The sequence below is a fragment of the Pseudomonas brassicacearum genome, from assembly GCF_003732175.1.
In the GTDB taxonomy this organism is placed as follows: domain Bacteria; phylum Pseudomonadota; class Gammaproteobacteria; order Pseudomonadales; family Pseudomonadaceae; genus Aquipseudomonas; species Aquipseudomonas brassicacearum_G.
The window spans coordinates 48,620-66,202 of the sequence record NZ_MOBI01000041.1; the positions used below are offsets into that span (position 1 = coordinate 48,620).

General features: G+C 55.8%; 16 protein-coding genes and 2 pseudogenes. 9 read left to right on the forward strand and 9 right to left on the reverse strand.

Features of this window, described 5'->3' with window-relative positions; translation table 11 throughout:
* Window position 1: 1 nt before the first annotated feature.
* From BK658_RS28975 to BK658_RS28990, 4 genes are all read left to right on the forward strand, one after another.
* Entirely contained in the window at window positions 2–634 is a 633-nt protein-coding gene (locus BK658_RS28975) for a hypothetical protein (protein WP_123585301.1), read from the forward strand.
* Between the two features lie 73 nt (window positions 635–707).
* Window positions 708–971 carry a PAAR domain-containing protein gene (locus tag BK658_RS28980; protein ID WP_123585325.1) on the forward strand — a complete coding sequence of 88 codons (264 nt, stop codon included), beginning with the start codon at window positions 708–710 and terminating at the stop codon, window positions 969–971.
* Between the two features lie 104 nt (window positions 972–1,075).
* A complete protein-coding gene (locus tag BK658_RS28985) occupies window positions 1,076–2,077 on the forward strand; it encodes an ankyrin repeat domain-containing protein (RefSeq protein WP_123585302.1) in 1,002 nt (333 codons plus the stop codon).
* 53 nt (window positions 2,078–2,130) lie between these two features.
* Entirely contained in the window at window positions 2,131–2,523 is a 393-nt protein-coding gene (locus tag BK658_RS28990) for a hypothetical protein (RefSeq protein WP_123585303.1), read from the forward strand.
* Window positions 2,524–2,555: 32 nt separating this feature from the next.
* On the opposite strand, the pseudogene BK658_RS30540 reads toward BK658_RS28990, so the two are convergent.
* A pseudogene (locus BK658_RS30540) lies at window positions 2,556–2,753 on the reverse strand (P1 family peptidase); the annotation flags it as partial.
* A gap of 82 nt (window positions 2,754–2,835) precedes the next feature.
* Between BK658_RS30540 and BK658_RS30545 the strand changes: the two are divergent.
* A complete protein-coding gene (locus BK658_RS30545) occupies window positions 2,836–2,958 on the forward strand; it encodes a hypothetical protein (RefSeq protein ID WP_259740166.1) in 123 nt (40 codons plus the stop codon).
* Between the two features lie 116 nt (window positions 2,959–3,074).
* On the opposite strand, the gene BK658_RS29000 is transcribed toward BK658_RS30545, so the two are convergent.
* The 7 genes from BK658_RS29000 to kdpF all read right to left on the reverse strand — a co-directional run bounded on the left by BK658_RS29000 (window position 3,075) and on the right by kdpF (window position 11,575).
* A complete protein-coding gene (locus tag BK658_RS29000; RefSeq protein WP_123585304.1) occupies window positions 3,075–3,404 on the reverse strand; it encodes a hypothetical protein in 330 nt (109 codons plus the stop codon).
* A 227-nt stretch (window positions 3,405–3,631) separates the two neighbouring features.
* On the reverse strand, window positions 3,632–4,321 hold the full coding sequence (kdpE, locus tag BK658_RS29005) for a two-component system response regulator KdpE (protein WP_123585305.1): 690 nt from the start codon (window positions 4,319–4,321) through the stop codon (window positions 3,632–3,634).
* A complete protein-coding gene (kdpD, locus tag BK658_RS29010) occupies window positions 4,318–7,017 on the reverse strand; it encodes a two-component system sensor histidine kinase KdpD (RefSeq protein WP_123585306.1) in 2,700 nt (899 codons plus the stop codon). Before kdpD ends, kdpE begins: the two co-directional genes overlap by 4 nt.
* Window positions 7,018–7,039: 22 nt before the next feature.
* Window positions 7,040–7,612, reverse strand: a complete 573-nt coding sequence (gene kdpC, locus BK658_RS29015; RefSeq protein ID WP_123585307.1) for a potassium-transporting ATPase subunit KdpC — start codon at window positions 7,610–7,612, stop codon at window positions 7,040–7,042.
* Between the two features lie 12 nt (window positions 7,613–7,624).
* Window positions 7,625–9,703, reverse strand: a complete 2,079-nt coding sequence (gene kdpB / locus BK658_RS29020; RefSeq protein WP_123585308.1) for a potassium-transporting ATPase subunit KdpB — start codon at window positions 9,701–9,703, stop codon at window positions 7,625–7,627.
* A 10-nt stretch (window positions 9,704–9,713) separates the two neighbouring features.
* Window positions 9,714–11,486 (reverse strand): potassium-transporting ATPase subunit KdpA, encoded by a 1,773-nt coding sequence (gene kdpA / locus BK658_RS29025; RefSeq protein WP_123585309.1) that lies wholly within the window; start codon window positions 11,484–11,486, stop codon window positions 9,714–9,716.
* A complete protein-coding gene (gene kdpF, locus BK658_RS29030) occupies window positions 11,483–11,575 on the reverse strand; it encodes a K(+)-transporting ATPase subunit F (RefSeq protein WP_019689681.1) in 93 nt (30 codons plus the stop codon). Before kdpF ends, kdpA begins: the two co-directional genes overlap by 4 nt.
* Window positions 11,576–11,944: 369 nt before the next feature.
* Between kdpF and BK658_RS29035 the strand changes: the two genes are divergently transcribed.
* The 4 genes from BK658_RS29035 to BK658_RS29050 all read left to right on the forward strand — a co-directional run bounded on the left by BK658_RS29035 (window position 11,945) and on the right by BK658_RS29050 (window position 16,982).
* Complete coding sequence (locus tag BK658_RS29035; protein WP_123585310.1) at window positions 11,945–12,235, forward strand: hypothetical protein; 291 nt, start codon at window positions 11,945–11,947, stop codon at window positions 12,233–12,235.
* A gap of 419 nt (window positions 12,236–12,654) precedes the next feature.
* A complete protein-coding gene (locus BK658_RS29040; protein WP_123585311.1) occupies window positions 12,655–13,149 on the forward strand; it encodes a M15 family metallopeptidase in 495 nt (164 codons plus the stop codon).
* A gap of 504 nt (window positions 13,150–13,653) precedes the next feature.
* Window positions 13,654–14,163, forward strand: coding sequence for a hypothetical protein (locus BK658_RS29045; RefSeq protein WP_221178627.1), 510 nt, complete (start codon window positions 13,654–13,656; stop codon window positions 14,161–14,163).
* Between the two features lie 326 nt (window positions 14,164–14,489).
* A complete protein-coding gene (locus BK658_RS29050; protein WP_123585313.1) occupies window positions 14,490–16,982 on the forward strand; it encodes an NERD domain-containing protein/DEAD/DEAH box helicase in 2,493 nt (830 codons plus the stop codon).
* A 236-nt stretch (window positions 16,983–17,218) separates the two neighbouring features.
* On the opposite strand, the pseudogene BK658_RS30550 reads toward BK658_RS29050, so the two are convergent.
* Window positions 17,219–17,361, reverse strand: a pseudogene (locus BK658_RS30550) (LysR family transcriptional regulator); the annotation flags it as partial.
* Window positions 17,362–17,583 lie beyond the last annotated feature (222 nt).

Below are 17,583 nucleotides of genomic sequence, written 5' to 3' on the forward strand. Positions count from 1 at the left end.
CATGAAGCACTATAAAATTTTATGTTATAAATCAGAATTTCATGAATTTAAAAACAGATCCAACGATTACATAAGAGAAATGCCTGCAAAAGAGCACGATCAGTTTTCGTTATTGATGGCCATCGGCCCAGAAGGTGCTGTTGGTTTTGATACAACGCCCCAAGGTTGTTCTGCGATAAGCTCTCTTGTCTCCAAATGCTATTTGGTCGACCTGTGCAGGCTAAATATCCAGGCACCACAAGAAAAATATACAGGCCACATGCCTCGACTCCTATTTCGAGATAAGAATGGCGGGTTTGAGAAGCTGCGTAACGAACACATAAAATATGAAAATGACGTCAAGAAATATAAAATACTTTCACGACATGGGCACGCGGACAAACCTACTGCTTCGACACTAGCCAGTCTTTTACAAGACAAGAGCCTATCGATAATAAATAAGGACCTATACGACGCCTTACAAGAAACCTGCCATTATATACTGACCCCGGTTATATCTGGCGAGCATGGGCGTGACGCATTCATTGTTTTTTCAAGCAATCTAGATTTTTTCTTCAACGAATTCCAATCAATAGTTGGTGATTCTGGCGAAATCACTTTCGTTGACAGCACATCTAAGCTTGTATATGACTAAAAACCACCGTAAGACTTACAGGTGACATCGCGCTTCCGATGAGCCTATGAAGCAGTGCCTCGGAGTAGATTCCATGAAAGACATCATCCGCCTCGGCGACTCCACGACTCACGGTGGCGCAGTATTGGAAGCCTTCTCCCAGACCGACCTCAACGGCAAACCCATAGCCGGCGTCGGTCACAAAGTCAGCTGCCCACTGTGCAAAGGCGTCTTCCCCATAGCCGAGGGCAGCAGCACCTACACGGTCGGTGGAATTGCTGTGGCACTGGACGGTATGAAAACCGCGTGCGGCGCCGCTCTTATCGCCAGTAACCCAAAAAGTGCTGTGATTAGTTAGATCCAATGACTTAAGCATCGCCAGAAATACCCTGATCGTTCCCAAATTTTACGACATGAGCGCAAAAGCTTACCTATAACCGTTGCTTCTATTTGAGATTTTGTATGCTGCCATTCAAACCTGTTTTTAGCCGTTGCCGGACTGTTTGTGCTCTGACACTGGTCCTCCTCGGCGGCTCAACCATAGCGCAAGCCGCACCGAGGGAAGATCTAACCCAAAAACTGGACGAAGCGGTGATGGCATACGCTTATTCCAAAGAAGGCAAAGATCTGAATACCGTCAACACGTTGCTCAAAAAGGGGGCGAAACCCAATATTCAGGTTTTGTGGCATGCCGCTTATTACAAACGGCCCGATCTGGTCGATCGTCTGCTTGAATTCCCGGTGGATGTAAACGAAGCCATCAGCGAAAACGGTGAAACTGTGCTGCTGTCGGTGCTGGGTAATGTCGACACCCCGCAGGCATCTGGAGATGATTTGCTGATTCTGCAGAGCTTGCTCAAGGCAGGGGCCAATACGAATGTGATTGCTCAAGGTGGGACCAAGACTCCACTCATTGCAGCCGTCAACAGCGAGAAATCCACCCAGCCAGAACTGGTCAAATTACTGTTGCAGTTTGGCGCTGACGCCAAATTGGTGACCCCTCAGGGATTCTCGCCACTCATGAATGGAGGGGCTTCTAGCCTTGAGGTCATCAAACTGCTGATCGCTGCAGGTACCGATCCTTATGGCGTCAGCAAAGTCGGTTCCACCCCTTTGCATTTTGTCTGCAAGCGCGCCTATGCGCTGAACGACCAGCCAGACCCGCAAGCGGCACAACGTATCGCCCTGTTGCACAAAGCTGGAACGTCAGTTGATGCACTGCAGCCACAGCAGCAACCATGGCCTGTTGGCACACCCTTGCTGGAAAATGCTATCAGTCACAATCCGGATTGCATCAAGGCCTTGCTGGCTGCTGGTGCTAATCAGGATGCGCCCGCTTTCCCAGCAGAATACGTGGCGGAAGAGCCGAGCGTGAAAGGTCAAACGGTGCGTCAGCATGTGCTCGAATCGGCGAAAGACGTCCCCCAACTGTATTCGGATGCCATTGTGAAGTTGTTCGAATAAGGCTGGTTTATAGGCAATACATCTGAGATGTCAAACGTGTTCAAGGAGTGAATATGAAAAAAGCTATTGTGGTCTTTGTAATGGCAAGTGCGTTGGGTTCCTTTGGCTATGCCTATGCAGAGGGGCCGGACCCAGTTGCAATGAAGGGTATGTACGACGGCAGTCGCAATTCATCGGGGCTCATTAGCTACTGTGTCGATAAAGGTTTTCTGAAGTCTGACAGCATCGAGAATGCCAAGAAGATGGTTGCATACGTATCGGGTGTTCCAGTGGAAATAGATAAGCGTGATGGAGACAAGAGCGAAGCCAATGGCAGAAAGGGCCAGGTGAGAGTGGGCGAAGGACAATACAAGGATTTGCAAACCACCGCTCCACAAGGTGTTGAGGCGTGGTGCGAGCAAGCTGATGAGGGTCTTCGTAAGGGGCTGAGCTCTGTCGGCCTGTGAGTGAGCTGACTCAAACGTAACTCGCACGCATCGGTGCCGGCGTCCAGCCCCGGCACCGCATGCCCATTGCCCTCGGTGGTCTCGGAGGCCAGCAAGGCATTGATGATGGCTTCTTCTACCGCTTCGGTGGCGGCCAGGAATAACTCACCGCTATGGTCCTCGTTGCCACCGCCGGGGAGAGGCAGGCCGCAGGTGCCTATTACCCTGTTGGGGTACTCGCAAGGAGGTAGTGACGGGAATGTCGGCGTGTTGAACTGATCCGTATTTTTCCGGGCTATCTGCTTCTGTAATGAATCCAGTCCGAGCCTCACAATGACCCTGCAACCACAGACGGGTAATTTTGGAGGCCAAATGCTGAAGATGGCGATTTTTCTGGGTGGATTTCTCGCATTGACCATCGTGATCGGTGCGCTTGCCACCATCTCTCCGATGTAATCAAAAGAACAGAGCGCCGCGTTTTTCCGGATCCTCCCGACCTTGTGTACGTGGCGCTTTTCGAACGTTGCCGGCACAGCCTTTGTTGCGACCTCTAGTGCCCGGTTATGAGCCGGTCAGGTGATGGTGGGAATGTAGTCGATGTACGCCAATCGCTCGCCATCGTGGTAAATGTCAACCGCGGTGTAGTGGGGCGAGTTCGGAGGCATTACCCGGTCGTATCTGGCCTGTGTATTGCACAACAGTTGTGGCCAGATTCCAGGCTGCTGGACCAAGTGCAGGTCCAGCATGAGGATTGACGGATTAAAGCCCTGCGGGGGGCGCATGGTCAGGTAGACCTTGACTCCCGGATTGGCAACTTCAACATCGCCTATCACGTGGAAGTCATCCGGTTTGGGTGGCATCGTGTTCAGCCATGCATGCCAGTCTTTGCTGCTAGTGCTCATTTTTCTATTCCTTGAGAAATGAAACCCGAAGCTTGAAGTACTGCCGTTCCGTATGGCGCTTCGTATGCCATCGAATGAAATACCCGCTATCCAATCGGGCGTAAAAGGTCTCCTGTCTAAAGGTGTAGACGAGGAAAGGGTGCTCCCGCTTCAGCCTGGACGAACGGTAGTCACGGGGTCTAGGGGCATGAAGCCTGCATCCGAATTCAACGCGTGCCGCTCAGGGTTCAAGGAATGAAGCGGTAACCCACACCGGTTTCGGTCACGAGATGGCGTGGTTGCGAGGGGTCTGCTTCGATTTTCTTGCGCAGGCCGCCCATGAACACCCGAAGGTACGGTGTATCGGTGGTGTGCGAAGGGCCCCATACGGCTTTGAGCAGTTGCAGGTGCGTCAGGACCCGGTCCGGGTGCGAGCACAGATGAACCAGCAAGCGGTATTCCAGCGGCGTCAGGTGCAAAGGCGCACCGGCGCGCTCCACGACGCGTCGATCCAGATCAATTTGAATGTCGGAGAAGGCCAGAACCGCGCGGTTTTCGGCATCTTTCACGCGCCTGCGTAACAGGGCACGCACGCGTGCGAGCAGTTCTCCGGTGCCGAAGGGTTTTACCAGGTAATCGTCGGCTCCGGTGTCCAGGGCCAGGATCTTGTCGGATTCGGCGCCACGGGCCGACAGGACAATGATCGGCACCTCTGACCAGGTGCGCAGATCCCGGATGAGGTCAACGCCGTCACCGTCGGGAAGGCCAAGATCCAGCACGATCAGGTCCGGCCGGCGCGTTCCCGCGTCGATCAGGCCGCGCTGGAAGGTCTCGGCTTCATGCACTTCCAGACCATCGGCTTGCAGGGCCATCCGTACAAAACGGCGAATGTCCTTTTCGTCTTCAACCAGCAGAACACGCAGCACCGGTTCGCTCATGATGGGTCCTCGTCAGTTTGCTGCGAAAGCGCTTCGATGTTCGGTGGCTCTTCACGGGGTAGACGCAAGGTGAAGCGCGCACCGCCTTGCTGGCGGGTAACACCGAGCATGGTTCCGCCATGCGCTTGGGCAATCGCTCGGCAGATGGCCAGGCCCAGGCCGACGCCGGGAATCGAACTTTCCTTTTTGCCGCGCATGAACTTGTTGAAGATCGCCTCTTCGTGACCGTGGGGCAATCCCGGCCCCTCATCGGCGACCCACAACTCAATGCTCTCCGGCGTGGCGCTGGCCCCCAGGCTGATCGGGGTGCCGGGCGGGGTGTACTTGATGGCGTTTTCGATCAGGTTGATGAGGATGCGCTCGATCAGCACCGCATCGATGCGAACCAGTGGCAAGTCCTCCTCGAGTGCAACCTGCACCGAACGTCCTCCCAGAATCGGCTGGATAGCCCTCAGGGCGCTACCCACCACATCTTCGATGGGCTGCCATTGACGATTCAGCACCACCTTGCCGGACTCGAGGCGAGCCATGTCCAGCAGGTTATTGACCAGTGTATTCATGCGCAGCGCGGATTCACCCACCGCCGTGGCGATCTCGGCAGCTTCGCCGGTCAGGGGCGGCTTGGTCAGCTTGAGCGCTTCGGCGAGCCCGACCATGACTGACAGCGGGGTGCGCAAATCATGGGAGATGGCCGAGAGCAGCGAGTTGCGCAACCGCTCGGATTCCATCTGAACCGTCGTGTCCTGAGCGACGTTGATGTAGTGAATCCGTTCGAGCGAGATGGCCAGCAATGACGCGCAGGTGTCGAGCAGGCGGCGCTGTTCCGGCACCGCCAGCCGGGTCGTGTCGCGCGGCTGCACGGCCAGGACCCCGCGCACCCGCATGGGCGCCGACAAGGGCAGGTAGAGCGTGGAACTGGAGGGCAGGGTGTCGGTGCCGCATCCAGCCGGTTCGGTTTTATCGAACGACCACTGGGCAATCGCAACGTCGACTTGCGGTGCGTCTCCCGTGACCATCGGCGCCTGCAGTTTATTGTTGTCGTCTGCGACCAGCAGTGCCGACCGGGCGCCAAACTCGGCCGTCAGGAACTGCGCGCTGATTTGCGCAACCTGTTCGGTCAGCAGCGCGGCGGATAACAGGCGTGACATGTCGTACAGCCCGCGCATGCGGTCTTCGCGCCGTTGCGCCACCCGTGCCTGATAGGTCAGGCTGGCGGTCATTTGCCCGATCACCAGAGCGACCACGAGCATGACGCTAAAGGTCACCAGATACTGGATATCGGCGATGGCGAATGAAAAACGCGGCGCCACAAAGAAGAAGTCGAAGGCGCCGACTGAGACAAAGGCCGCCAGGATGGCCGGGCCACGCCCAAAGCGTACCGCTACGGCGACGACCGCCAGCAGGAACAGCATGACGATGTTGGCCTGTTCCAGCACCTGGAACAGCGGCATGGCCAGCAGGGTCGTCACCGCACAGATCGCGACGCTCCAGAGATAGGGGCGCCAGGTGATCGGGCTGTCGCTGGCGGTGGTGGTCGTCTCGGCTTGTGGGCGGCGACTCTCCGGCAGCGAGATTTGAATCACGTCAAGATCGGCGCCCAGCACCCCAATCCGATCCGCAAGCACCCGCCGCCAGAGTCGTTGGCGCGGACGTTCATCACGGCCCAGCACGACCTTCGAAAGGTTGTGCTGCCGTGCGTACTTGACCAGCGTTTCGGCAATGTCCTGGCCAGCCAGGGTCGAGATTTGCGCGCCCATGTCCTGAGCCAGTTTCAAGGTTGCCAGCACGCGACGACGCTTGACCTCGGGCAGGCGCTGCAAGGCCGGGGTTTCGACATACACGGCGTGCCACGGCACGTTGAGCTGAGCGGCCAGGCGCGCCGTCGAGCGTACGGTTTTTTCGGCCTGATCATTCGGGCCAACGCAGGCAAGCAACGACTCACGGGTGCCCCACACCGGTTTCACCGCGCCGCTTTGGCGATACTGCAACATCTCGCTGTCGACCCGGTCGGCGGTGCGGCGCAGCGCCAGTTCGCGCAGGGCGATCAGGTTGCCTTTGCGGAAGAAGTTCTGCACCGCGCGCTCGGCCTGTTGCGCCATGTAGACCTTGCCTTCCTTCAAGCGCTGCAACAGATCGTCGGGTGGCAAGTCGACGATGACCACTTCATCGGCGGTGTCGAAGACATGATCGGGCACGGTCTCCCAGACGCGAATCCCGGTGATGCCGCCGACAATATCGTTCAGGCTTTCGAGGTGCTGAACGTTCATCGTCGACCAGACGTCGATACCGGCGCTGAGCAGTTCTTCTACGTCTTGCCAGCGCTTTGGATGGCGGGAGCCTGCGATATTGGAGTGAGCCAGTTCGTCGATCAGGATCAAGCCCGGTTTACGCGCGAGCGCGGCGTCCAGGTCGAATTCGGTCAGCGTCCGGTTTTTGTCGATGACCTGCTTGAGCGGCAGGTGTTCAAGGCCCTCTGTCAGGGCCAGGGTCTCGGCGCGGCCGTGGGTCTCGATCACGCCGATCAGCACATCGATGTTTTGCAGCTTCGCGGTCTGTGCGGCGGCAAGCATCGCGTAGGTCTTGCCGACACCGGCACTGGCGCCGAAAAAAATCTTCAGCCGACCGCGTTTGGCCTGCGCTTCTTCTTCGCGAATCCGTGCCAGTAGCTGGTCCGGATCAGGACGTTCTTCGGCCATCAAGCTCACCGTGTGTTAACGCTCAATGTGCGGCGTCGAGTGCCAGGTTCAATTCCAGAACGTTGACCCGAGGCTCGCCGAGGAACCCGAGCAGCGTGCCTTCGGCGTGTTGGTTGATCAGTTCGCGAACCTTGTCGACGGGCAGATTGCGCACCCGCGAAACCCGGCCCGCCTGGTACAGCGCTGCGGCAATGCTGATATGCGGATCAAGGCCACTGGCGGAACTGTAGACCAGGTCGGCGGGCACCGTGGCGGTGTTGCCCGGATCGGCAGCGTGCAACGCATCGATGCGGCCCTTGAGCGCATCCGCCAATGCCGGGTTCAGCGGGCCGAGGTTCGAGCCGCCCGAGGCCAGCGGGTTGTAGGCCATGGGGCTGGTGGCGGAAGGGCGGCTCCAGAAATACTTCGGATCGCTGAAGCCCTGACCGATCAACAGCGAGCCCACGGTTTTGCCGTCTCTTTCGATCAGGCTGCCGGCGGCCTGATGGGGAAAGACCAGCTTGGCGATTCCGGTGGTGACCAGCGGATAGGCCAGGCCGGTGAGCAGTGACAGTGCAATCAGCAGGGTCAACGCCGGACGCAGCAGAGATAACATAGCCATACTCCCTCAAGTCAGACCGACAGCGGATAGCGCCATGTCGATCACTTTTATGCCAATGAATGGAACGATTACCCCACCCAACCCATAGATCAACAGGTTGCGGCGCAGCAGCAGGGCCGCACCGACCGGGCGGTACTTCACGCCTCGGAGCGCCAGGGGAATCAGGAAAATGATAATCAGCGCGTTGAAAATCACCGCCGACAGCACCGCCGAATTCGGGCTCGTCAGGCCCATGATGTTCAGTGCCGCGAGCTGTGGGTAGGTGCTGACAAAGGCTGCGGGCACGATCGCGAAGTACTTGGCGATGTCGTTGGCAATCGAGAAGGTGGTCAGCGAACCCCGGGTCATCAGCATCTGTTTGCCGGTTTCCACCACCTCGATCAACTTGGTCGGGTTGCTGTCGAGGTCGACCATGTTGCCGGCTTCCTTGGCCGCTTGAGTTCCCGAGTTCATCGCCACGGCGACATCCGCCTGCGCCAGTGCCGGGGCGTCGTTGGTGCCGTCACCGGTCATGGCCACCAGCCGGCCTTCGGCCTGATAGCTGCGGATCAGCTCCAGCTTTTGTTCGGGTGTGGCTTCCGCCAGGAAATCATCGACACCGGCCTCGGCGGCGATGGCGGCAGCGGTGATCCGGTTGTCCCCCGTCACCATCACGGTCTTGATCCCCATGCGTCGCAGCTCGGCGAAGCGTTCCTTGATGCCGCCCTTGACGATGTCCTTGAGTTCGATGACGCCCAGCACCCTGGCCCCATCGGCGACCACCAGCGGCGTGCTGCCCCGCTGAGCCACTTGTTCGACGATGGTTTGCACCGCTTCCGGAAAGTGTCCGCCCAGGCTGTGGACATGCTTGAGGATCGCCTCACCGGCCCCCTTGCGCAGTTGCCGGTCATCCATGTTGACGCCGCTCATGCGGGTCTGCGCCGAAAAGTGCACGAAGTGTGCATGCAGCGCCGTGATGTCGCGTTCGCGCAGGTTGAACCGTTGTTTGGCCAGGACCACGATGCTGCGCCCCTCAGGCGTTTCGTCGGCCAGTGACGCAAGCTGTGCGATATCCGCCAGCTCCGACTCCTTGATGCCCGGCGCCGGCAAGAACGCCGAGGCGTGGCGGTTGCCCAGGGTGATGGTCCCGGTCTTGTCGAGCAGCAACACATCGACATCGCCGGCGGCCTCCACGGCCCGGCCGGAAGTGGCGATCACGTTGGCCTCCATCATGCGGCTCATGCCCGCCACTCCGACCGCCGACAGCAGCCCGGCAATGGTCGTGGGGATCAGACACACCAACAATGAGATGAGCACGGTGATCGAGACCGGCGAACCGGATTTGGCTGCTGCGATTCCAAACAGGGAGAAGGGCAGGAGCGTCACCGTTACACCGAGGAACACGATGGTCAGTGCGACCAGCAGGATCGACAGGGCGATTTCATTCGGGGTCTTTTGCCGTTTGGCGTTCTCGACCATCGCAATCATGCGGTCGACGAAGGTCTCGCCGGGGTTGGTGGTCACGCGGACGACGATCCAGTCCGACAGCACCCGCGTACCGCCGGTCACCGACGAGAAGTCGCCGCCAGACTCGCGGATCACCGGAGCCGATTCGCCGGTAATCGCCGACTCATCCACCGAGGCCGCGCCTTCGATCACTTCGCCGTCGGCGGGGATCACCGAGTCTGCGAGGTCGCCGGCTTCAACCACCACCACGTCGCCTTTGCACAAGTCGCTCGACTGAGCCAGCTGCCACTCGGCGCCGTAGTGCGGTTCGCGCAGTTTCTTCGCCCAGGTTTGCTTTTTCAGATCCCGCAGGGAGGCCGCCTGGGCCTTGCTGCGGCCTTCGGCGAGCGCTTCGGCAAAGTTGGCGAACAGCACGGTAAACCACAGCCACAAAGCAATCGCGAGGATGAACCCGGTGCTGGCTTCACCCTTGCCGCTGAGGGCCTGCGCCCAGAGGGCGGTGGTGATGATCGCGCCGATGTAGACGACGAACATCACCGGGTTACGCCACTGGATTCGAGGGCTGAGTTTGCGTACAGACTCGAGCATGGCCGGACTTATCAGTTTCGGGTCGAACAAGGAGAACGCTTTACGTGTCATGTTCGTGGTCTCACTTGATCATCATGAGGTGTTCGACGACGGGGCCCAGCGCGAGCGCCGGTACGTAGTTCAGCAAACCGACCAGCAACACCGTGCCAATCAGCAGTACAACGAACAGCATCCCGTGGGTCGGCATCGTGCCGCCGGTCACCGCCAGGCGTTTCTTCGCGGCGAGGCTGCCAGCGACCGCGAGCACCGGTACGATCACGCCAAAGCGTCCAAACCAACAGGCGATGGCCAGCATGATGTTGTAGAACGGGGTGTTGGCCGACAGACCGGCGAATGCACTGCCATTGTTGTTGGCCGCCGAGGTGAAGGCGTAAAGGATTTCCGAGAAACCATGGGCGCCAGGGTTGGCGATCCCCAGCTTGCCGGCCTCGGCCATCACCGCGATGGCGGTCCCGAACAGCACCAGCAGCGGCGTCACCAGGATCGCAATGGCGACCATTTTCATCTCGAAGGCTTCGATCTTCTTGCCCAGGTATTCAGGCGTGCGCCCGATCATCAGACCCGCGATAAACACCGCGAGAATGGCGAATATCAGCATGCCGTACAGACCGGAACCGGTGCCGCCGAACACCACTTCACCAAGTTGCATCAGCACCAGCGGCACCGCACCGCCCAGTGGGGTGAACGAGTCGTGCATCGCGTTGACCGCACCGCATGAAGCCGCTGTGGTCACGGCCGCAAACAGGCTGGAGGCGCTGATACCAAAGCGCAGTTCCTTGCCCTCCATGTTGCCCGCCGCCGTATCGATATCCAGCGCTGAAAACTGCGGATTGCCGAGCTGTTCGTAATGGGTGACGGCCACCACCGCAATCACGAAGATGATCGTCATCGTCGCCAGCAGCGCCCAGCCCTGGCGTATGTCACCGACGACATGACCGAAGACGAAACACAGCGCGGTCGGGATCAGGAAGATCGCCAGCAACTGGAAGAAGTTGGTGATGGCGGTCGGGTTCTCATAGGGGTGCGCCGAGTTGGCGTTGAAGAAACCGCCGCCATTGGTGCCGAGCATCTTGATTGCCTCTTGCGAGGCCACCGGCCCCATTGCAATCGTCTGTTTGTCGGTGCTGGCGGCCTTGGTCACGGGATTGCCCTGAGCATCGAGGGTCGGCTGGCCGGCGTCATTGAGCACCGGGTTCTGGTACTGCATGACCTCCAGTGTCGAGACGTCTTTATACGGGTCAAGGTTTTGAATCACACCCTGACTGACGAAGAACAACGCGAGTATCAGTGACAGTGGCAACAGCACCCACAAGGTGACGCGGGTGAGGTCAGTCCAGGCGTTGCCGATGCTGTCCGCGCTGTGGCGGGCGAACCCGCGGATCAGCGCCACCGCCACCACAATGCCGGTGGCGGCGGACAGGAAGTTCTGCACCGTCAGCGCGAGCATCTGCGTCAGGTAACTCATCGTCGACTCGCCGCTATAGGCTTGCCAGTTGGTGTTGGTCACGAAGCTGAAAGCGGTGTTGAACGAGGAGTCGGGAGTGACGGCCGCAAACCCCTGCGGATTGAACGGCAGCACGCCTTGCAACCGTTGCAAGGCATAAACGACCAGCACCCCCAACGCGTTGAACAGAATCAATGCCAGCGCGTACTGGAGCCACCCCATCTGCGTTTCAGGGTTGACGCCGGCCAGGCGATACAGCGGCGACTCGATACGTGAACCGAAGGCAAATCGGCCCTCCATCACCGTGGTCAGCCAACGCCCCAGTGGCCAGGCCAGAAGCCCCAGCGCCAGGAGAAAGGCTGCGAGTAGAACCCAGGCTTGAATAGTCATAGGAAGTCCTCTGGAAACAGCAGCGCGGCGACGAGGTAAACCAGCAAGCCGGCCGCAATGAGGCCGCCGAAAAGGTAGAAACCGGTCATGACCGCCTCCTGTTGAGCGCTGCGCAGCCGTAGGTCAGACCGACCAGAATGATGAGAAACAGTGCACCGAGTAGCAGATAGAAGAAGTCCATGGCGTTTCCTCCGGGAATGAGGAAAGCCTAAATGGACGCTTGGAAAGTTGTTGACAGGATTAGGGGCGGGGAAATAAAGATCTGATAAAGATGCTGGTCGGGTACAACGAGGCGTTTAAAGGTTCGGGACTGCATCAATACTGGTCTTACATAAACCCAGGAATCCGTCACCTTGCCCCTCGATTGGATGCAGCTTATAGTCCGCTCCGTCGCCCACATGGCGACTGGGTTTGGCGACCTGATCAACAGAGGATCCCATCAATAAGATATCTTCAAAATGAATCGATACATGCCCCTCACCGGAATCGACCTGATCCCGGCCTCCCTGCTCATCGAATCCCAAGCCCCACTCGACGTGCTGCAAGCCACAGCCGATTACCGCATCCGCACCGTCACTCAGGTGCTGGAAAATATCCCTTTTCGTGCTGATATCGAGAGCGACACGGTGGTGCTGGCCGACTTCGCCAAACTGCTGGCCATTCCGTTGCGCGATGGGTGCGATTTGATGGATGTGATTGGTAGACGCTTGCGGGAGGAGGCGGGGGAAGTGAATGGAAACGGGCGCTGAAGGTGTGATGCCTGTCCGTTGAGCGCTTAAAAGATCGTAGTCTGCGGCAAGCTCCGGATTTACGTACGGACTCAATTGCCCGGCGTAGGAGCTGCCGCAGGCTGCGATCTTGGCTATCCTGTATGCACCCCAAAAAACGAAAAAGGGGATACCCATTAGCCTTGACTTGAGGCCGACTAATGGGCGTTCCCTTTGTTGTGGGCGCCAGTGTTTCTTCTAATGTAATTATCTGTTATCGCAAAAATGTATTTAGAACTGTCATTTCTGACAGGTGATTTTATGCTGAAAGCTACCTATTGTTAAATTGCGTAAGCCGAGAAGTAAGCAAGGAAGTCGATTACATAACTTTGTCCCCCCTTGCTAATGCGTTCGCGTGAACTCTATTTTTTGGCGAGGACACTTATTCGGAAAGGATGACTATGACTACTGAATCCCCAAAATTTCGTCTCAGCAAAAGGAGTGAAACTATGCTAGACGGTGTGCTCCCTAAACTTGCTGAAGTGGTAAGGTTAGCCATTAAATTGACGGAAGTCGATTTTGGCGTCACGGCAGGACGTCGAACGCCGGAGGAGCAACATAGGTTGTATGGCCAGGGACGTACTGAAAGTGAGTGTCGAGTGAAGGGAGTCAATTCGGAGTATGCACAACCGAATAAGGCCAAAGTCACGTGGACTCTAGATAGCAAGCATGTTTCAGGCCGTGCAGTAGACCTTGTGCCATACGTCGGTAAAGAGCTCAAGTGGGATAACGACGGGAAGCTTGGTCTTTGGCCCAAAATCGCCGAAGCAATGAAGTCAGCTTCGGACGAGCTGAAGGTTTCGATTATCTGGGGTGGAGATTGGAAGGTCACGCTTGACCGGCCTCACTTTGAACTAGTTGAAGTAGTAAAGCCAGATCGATACTTGGTTCAATAGGACGTGGTGCAGGTAACGTTAAACCCGGCAAACACAGGCTCAAAGAAAGGGGGAGAGTACTACGCTTTCATATCGCACTACCCGGGTGAAATGACCAAGACCATTGTCGACGACATACCCAAGCCTTGCTGCCCGACGGGCCTGACTCGCAATAACTTAACCAGCGCCCGATATACCGTATCGGGCGCTGGTTCGATTGGGTTCATTTATCACATAAACCCTGACATATTTCCTTTTCCTATTCTACCCTTCGAATACATATCAGAAACAACGCTGCCCATAAGACCTCCACCATTGGATGGTCTAGATCTCAGCTCCCGAAAAGAGGTGCCACAGATTTATTTTTCACTGCTATCGAGGCTGGTGATAGAGAAATAAGTCCGTCTCCCTTTCAGTGGCTGATGAGGGGTGTTGTAGGGGCTCGCCTGCGACCCATGACCGCATTCAAGGCAAAATCCGCTGCGGCATAATGGCGACTGTCATTTATTGCGGGGTTCGCCGATGTTGCTCGTCGTCTTCAAGATTCTGCTGACTATCCCCGTGGCCTGGGCGTTGGCGTGGCCCTTGATACATCCTTCGGTGGCCGGGGGAATCTTCAGCGAACTGGAAGCATTGGGCAGCATCGGGGCGTCGATGTTGACGCTGGTGTTCCTGATCGCCGTATTCTGTTATTGCTGCGACCTTCAGCGTTCGCTGACATTGGTCAAACCTCCATCCAGGGTGGCGTCGCCTCGAAGTGTATGGCTGATGTTTCTGCTGCCTTACAACTTCATTGAAGACTTTTTCATTGTCGTTCACGTGGCCCGATCGCTACGGCGTGAAGCCAGGCATAACAAAGCTCTGGGCTCGTTCAAAAGCTTTGGCCTGTTCTCAGGGCTGGGGTGGTGTACCGCGCAGATTGTTTCATTGCTGCCCAACGAACTTGGTTCGCTGGGGGGAGCTTTAGCGTTACCGCTGTGGATCGTCCACTGGCGGTTGATGAGGCGCGTAAACAGGGTGATGGCGCTTGCTTGAGCGGTGGCGGATCTAAAAAATGAAAATGGGGCAGACTTATTTATCTGCCATCAGCCTCGACGCAATGAAAAATAAATCTGTCTCCTTTTCATTCGGTCGGGGGCTGTATGCGCAAGGGGATGCAGGTCCAGCGTCACCATAGCGAAGCCACCTCGGCCCATTTCCCCGGCAGGGGAGTCGGGGGGGCCGCCTTGGCGAAGATCTGTCGGTACTATTCGGGCGATGTGGTCGATTCCATTGGCTGTCCTACTGGAGCGTGTCTAAACTTCAAAGTGCTATCATCGCCGTGTCTAGGTGTCATAGATTAGAAAAAGCGAGCGTTGTAGATGGCAAGGATGATTCCGGAGCATGGACCACACCACACTGAAAGCTACGGTGAGCGTCACCTGTACTCAGTCCTCAAATCCCAGCTACCTGACGAATACACCGTAATCCATAGCCTGCCATGGTTGTGCTCCGCAGTAAGCAAGCTCGACAAACGAGCGAGGCCGACAGGAGAGATTGATTTTCTGATAGTCCATCCAGAAGATGGGGTCTTAGCCCTTGAGGTTAAGAGTGGTGTTTATCGAATCGAGAATTCTCTCTTTGTACATGTCCGCAATGGCTACAAGATAGACCCGCTCAGTCAAACTAAAAAAAATGTCCATGGATTCGCGTCGTGGCTTAGTGCTGACCCGGCATTAGGCCTGAGAATCGGATACGGGTTTATTTTTCCTGATTCGGATTTTGATCGGTCTAATATCCCAGGAATGTACGATACCCAATCCAATCCGCCTCAGTCGCTCTATATAGATTTTGAAGCTTACCCTGACGTCGCTCAGAAAATCATAGACCTCATGAAGTATTGGAAGAGGGCACTTCGAAATTCTGATTTGGGTCCTTCCAGAACCCAAGAGCTGATCGACTACCTTGCGCCAAAGATTGATGGTCAGCCTCGGTGGGCGAGTCGAATTCGCTATGACAATAAAGTATGGCTTCAGTTAACAAGCGAGCAAAGTTTGGTCGTCCGTTCTGTGCTGAGGAACAAGGACTCTCTTATCACGGGCTGGCCAGGTACTGGGAAAACTTTGATAGCTATCGAGGCAGCTAGGAAACTCTCGGTGGAAGGCAAGCGGGTATTGGTCCTCTCATTCAATGCACGGCTCACTGAGCATATTCGTGCGCAGCTTGAAGGGTATCGAGCCTGCGCAGTGATGACTTGGCACGGACTCTGCCGTCAAGCAGCAAATGCGCTGAATCATTTATCGGTTGGGGAGGAATGGTATAAGGTCAAATGTTTAGAAGATCTCGATATCGCTATTAACAAGGGATTGGTAGGAGAGTATGACGGCCTTGTCGTAGATGAATCGCAAGCCTTAGCAGAATCTTGGTGCAAAACGCTTGTAAGTTGGTTTGATGGGAAGCCAAAAGCATTTTTCTGCGACGAAACTCAAGTATTCAAATTCGAGCGCAACGGCGTGACCTTAGACGGCTTGACGGAGATTTTAGGAGTAGCTGCTTTTCCGCTTTCGATCATCTTACGCATGCCGAAAGCAGTTACCGAAATTCTTTCAGAGGTAGTTCCTCCCAAGATCCAGCTGTCCTCACCACGAGTAGCTGAACCGGAAACTGCGCTTGAAATCATCACGTTGACCCCCTGTGAGGAGCTTCTACGTATTAAGTCTGAACTGGTCGCGGGTGGCGTTGGTTCAGAGGATATCGTCGTTTTGACAGGGTCGATAATTGATAGGCAGTATTTTGATTTTTTGAAAGCTGAGAAACTAGCTACTGAAAATATAGCGAAATTTCGTGGTTTAGAAGCTGCGGTTGTTATTGTTTTGGGTGCGGAAGCATTAGATACAGCCGAGCTTTTTAGCGCCTATTCCCGCGCAACGACGAAGTTTGTAGCTATTTACAATGCTCATAATCGTCAATGGAAAGGCCGTCTGGATTTTCAATCGCGGTTGCAGGGCAAACCTGAAAGTGCAGCGATTTTGAAAAAAGCCCAAGTCCCGCTTCGCATTAGGAATATGGTGGCGCGTTGCACTTCTATTAGATCCTTGGGTATGAAGAGTTTGGATGTAATGTGGGCTGAGAATTGGGGGGCGATGCTGGTTGAGTTTAAAACGCACGAAACTCAACTCGTTCTATGGGTTAATTATCTGTCCCGAACTATCTCTCATCCTATATTTATATGGTATGGAGACACTCTCACTAGATTTTACATGGTCGTGCCCGAGTTAAATGGTGAGATTGAATCGTGTGGTCATTACTCTCTGACTATGGAAGAGTGCAAGGCATGTGGTTCCCTTACTCCGCATAGTGATACTGCGAAAATCAAGTGTGCACTTTGCTATACGGTGGAGAGCAGGTTGTTGCCACCCGATCAGGATCTCATCGACCAAATTTCTTTGTATGATGCAGTGATCACTTCGCGGCTGCCGACACATCAGGCTCTACAATTACGGCCTCATCTCCCCTTAGAGGTGGCAGCAGTAGCAGCACTGATGCGCGCGAACAAAAATAAAGCTCGAAGCAATATCCTCTTGGTCCAATTACCTTCTGGACGAAACCTATATACGACCGCGTTCGTGTTTGCACAATCCAGGATTGCAGTCTGCCTGCCTAAGACAACTATGTCGGTAGACGTGCTCGCGGATGAGATTTACTATCGCTACAGGGAATTGGAGCAGATTTCGTTAGCAAAGTGGCGTTCAATTGTTGCGAGCGCCTTCGCCACTTTCAAGCAGAAAGGTTATGTGGTCAGAATTGGTAAAAAGCTATATCAGCCTGTGGAAGATGTAGATGCTCCAGTACCTAAGCGGTATACCAAAGATTGATGAAGATATGCGTAGAGGGCATTTCCTGAGGCCACAGTGAGGCTGGTAGAGAATTTTAATACTGCTCCCAGGGTCAGGTGAGGCGCGTTATGGTCGTTCGGAGTCAAGGTCAGAGGTCCTAGACCACTACACAACTGACCAACACCCACACCCAAAGCAGCCTTCCATGCATCCTCAAATCAAAGTGCACTCTAAGAGCAAAGGGTGCCCCCCCTTCAACCCCTGACCCAAAACCTCTACGTCACCTGTCTCCCCGCCGCCAGCTTGCTCAGCAACCACTCACTAAAACTCCGCGCCATCGGATTATTCTCACTATCACGATGGGTCAGCAGCGCCAGTTGGGGCCGCGAATGGTCTCCCCAACCAGCAGTTGCAACAGCAATCAAAAAAGGGGGCAGATTTATTGACTGCGCGACGAAAAGGAAATTATTCCTACGACTCGTACCCTTCCTCAGACCAAGACCACACCGCCTTAGTCCCGCACCTACAACTCTGCCGGATTCCGCCGACTTGCGATAGTTTCCTGCTCTCGATAACTTGATCATCGATTGGATTTGCCCGCCAAACTTAGCTAACAATGTTTTTGAAATTGGAGCTTTGC